Here is a 2,194-nt window from a genome sequence, read left to right as displayed (position 1 = left end):
AGAGGGAACCGAGTACTGTGGACTAAGAGAGCAACATGAATACCAGTTATATCTTGCCATTGAAGATATTGACCATACTAAAACAAAGGCTAAAAGTCCTCAAACAAATGGGATATGTGAGAGATTCCACAGAACAATACAGGAAGAGTTTTATGCCGTAGCTTTTAGAAAGAAAATATACAGGAGTATAGAAGAAATACAAACGGACTTAAACAATTGGATGTGGTATTATAACAACGAAAGGACTCATTCGGGAAAATATTGCTATGGCAAAACCCCAATGCAAACTTTTATTGAAGGTAAAGATATTGCTAAAGAAAAACTATTAGAAAATGTGATGCAACAACAAAATATTCTTACTTTTGGAAGTCAAGAGACTCTCGAAATGAACCATAAAAAAGAAATCTGACAATTATAGTTAACCCACAACTGTCAGATTAAGTCTTAGCTATTACACTTAATTTGATTTGGCATGCTCTATCGTTATCTACAGATTTTTTCATGTGACACAGTTATATTTTGGTCGAATCTACCACTTTCAATTATAAGATATAAAAGGACATGTACCTATACATGACTGAATAATAATGATTTAAATGTGATTTATTTATTTTCGACTATTCTTCTTGAGTGAGCTTTCTATTGTAGCATTAGTCACGAAAGCCTCAATACTTTTCCCTTTCAATCGATTTACTATGGGTTTCACAGAGTTGGAGTACTAGATAATTTACAACTGAATTCTATTACTGAGTTGTTTAAAATGCATCTCATAATAAGATAATGGTTTGGCCACAAACTAACCTTAAGTATTTGGCCGTATTTTATTCCTTTCTGTTTTAAATAGAGGATGTAAACAAAAAACACGAATACTTATATTTCGAATTCTTCTATCCACTGTGTTTTGGACTTTTCTTATATAAAAAAATGGAAATTAAAATTCTGTGATTTTCTCAGATTTGCTGTTCGTCGCATATTCTCTAAATGGTAACGATTATTATTCTGTGTTTTTCTTAGCTTTACTTAGTTGATTTTTAGTATATAAGGCTGTTTTTGTGTATTTTTCTGTGATTTGCTATGTTCTGCATAGTAATACCGGCAGTAACTTTTTTATATATTATACTTTATTAGTAACTATCTATAAAACAATAAGAAAACAACATTTGTTTTATTTAAACACATCAGTTTGTGGGATTCAATTTAAATTAAAAAGAAAGGAATCGATTATGAATTTAGAAAGACAGGCAGAAACGTTGAATGATTTAATATTAATCAATAACGACAGAATGCAAGGTTATCAGAAAGCAATTGACGAGCTACAACCAGAAGATGCCGAGTTAAGAAGCGTATTCCAGGAAAGGGTTAATCAAAGTAGTCAGTTTCGCAATGAATTGGTTCCTGAAGTAAGTCGCACAGGTGAGGTAGTTGCCGAAGGGACAATGGTGTCCGGTAAGATATATCGTGCATGGATGGAGGTGAAAGCATTTTTTTCGGGAAATAATCGAAGAGCTATTCTCGAGAGCTGCGAACTGGGTGAAGATGCTGCTTTGCGTGCTTATGAAGAAGCATTGAACTGCGAGAATCTTACGCAGGAGCAACGCCTAAAGGTAATTCGTCATCGGGCAGAAATACAGATTTCACGCGATCATATCAGGTCAATGCGTGATGCACTTGGTTAAGAAAATATATTTATTTAATGTGTAATAGCTAAGACTTAATCTGACAGTTGTGGGTTAACTATAATTGTCAGATTTCTTTTTTATGGTTCATTTCGAGAGTCTCTTGACTTCCAAAAGTAAGAATATTTTGTTGTTGCATCACATTTTCTAATAGTTTTTCTTTAGCAATATCTTTACCTTCAATAAAAGTTTGCATTGGGGTTTTGCCATAGCAATATTTTCCCGAATGAGTCCTTTCGTTGTTATAATACCACATCCAATTGTTTAAGTCCGTTTGTATTTCTTCTATACTCCTGTATATTTTCTTTCTAAAAGCTACGGCATAAAACTCTTCCTGTATTGTTCTGTGGAATCTCTCACATATCCCATTTGTTTGAGGACTTTTAGCCTTTGTTTTAGTATGGTCAATATCTTCAATGGCAAGATATAACTGGTATTCATGTTGCTCTCTTAGTCCACAGTACTCGGTTCCTCTATCAGTTAATACACGAAGTAGCCTTAACTCATGCTCATCAAAG

The 2,194-nt window shown here is 33.5% G+C and carries 3 protein-coding genes; 2 read left to right on the top strand and 1 reads right to left on the bottom strand.

Annotated features, from left to right (window positions below):
* The coding region (locus tag HMPREF9455_RS03085; protein WP_006798132.1) for an integrase core domain-containing protein at positions 1–409 on the top strand (409 nt) is incomplete at its 5' end.
* Positions 410–1,223: 814 nt separating this feature from the next.
* Complete coding sequence (locus HMPREF9455_RS03080; RefSeq protein ID WP_006798131.1) at positions 1,224–1,676, top strand: ferritin-like domain-containing protein; 453 nt, start codon at positions 1,224–1,226, stop codon at positions 1,674–1,676.
* 67 nt (positions 1,677–1,743) lie between these two features.
* On the opposite strand, the gene HMPREF9455_RS21715 is transcribed toward HMPREF9455_RS03080, so the two are convergent.
* Positions 1,744–2,194, bottom strand: a 451-nt coding sequence (locus tag HMPREF9455_RS21715) for an integrase core domain-containing protein (protein WP_006798130.1), incomplete at its 5' end; no start/stop codon positions are given.

It is taken from the genome of Dysgonomonas gadei ATCC BAA-286 (assembly GCF_000213555.1).
GTDB classification, from domain to species: Bacteria; Bacteroidota; Bacteroidia; order Bacteroidales; family Dysgonomonadaceae; genus Dysgonomonas; species Dysgonomonas gadei.
This window is presented reverse-complemented; position numbering and strand designations above follow the sequence as displayed.

What these genes read in the sequence shown, in the direction of transcription:
- HMPREF9455_RS03080 (WP_006798131.1), top strand. Translation starts at nt 1,224, where the DNA reads ATGAATTTAGAAAGACAGGCAGAAACGTTGAATGATTTAATATTAATC.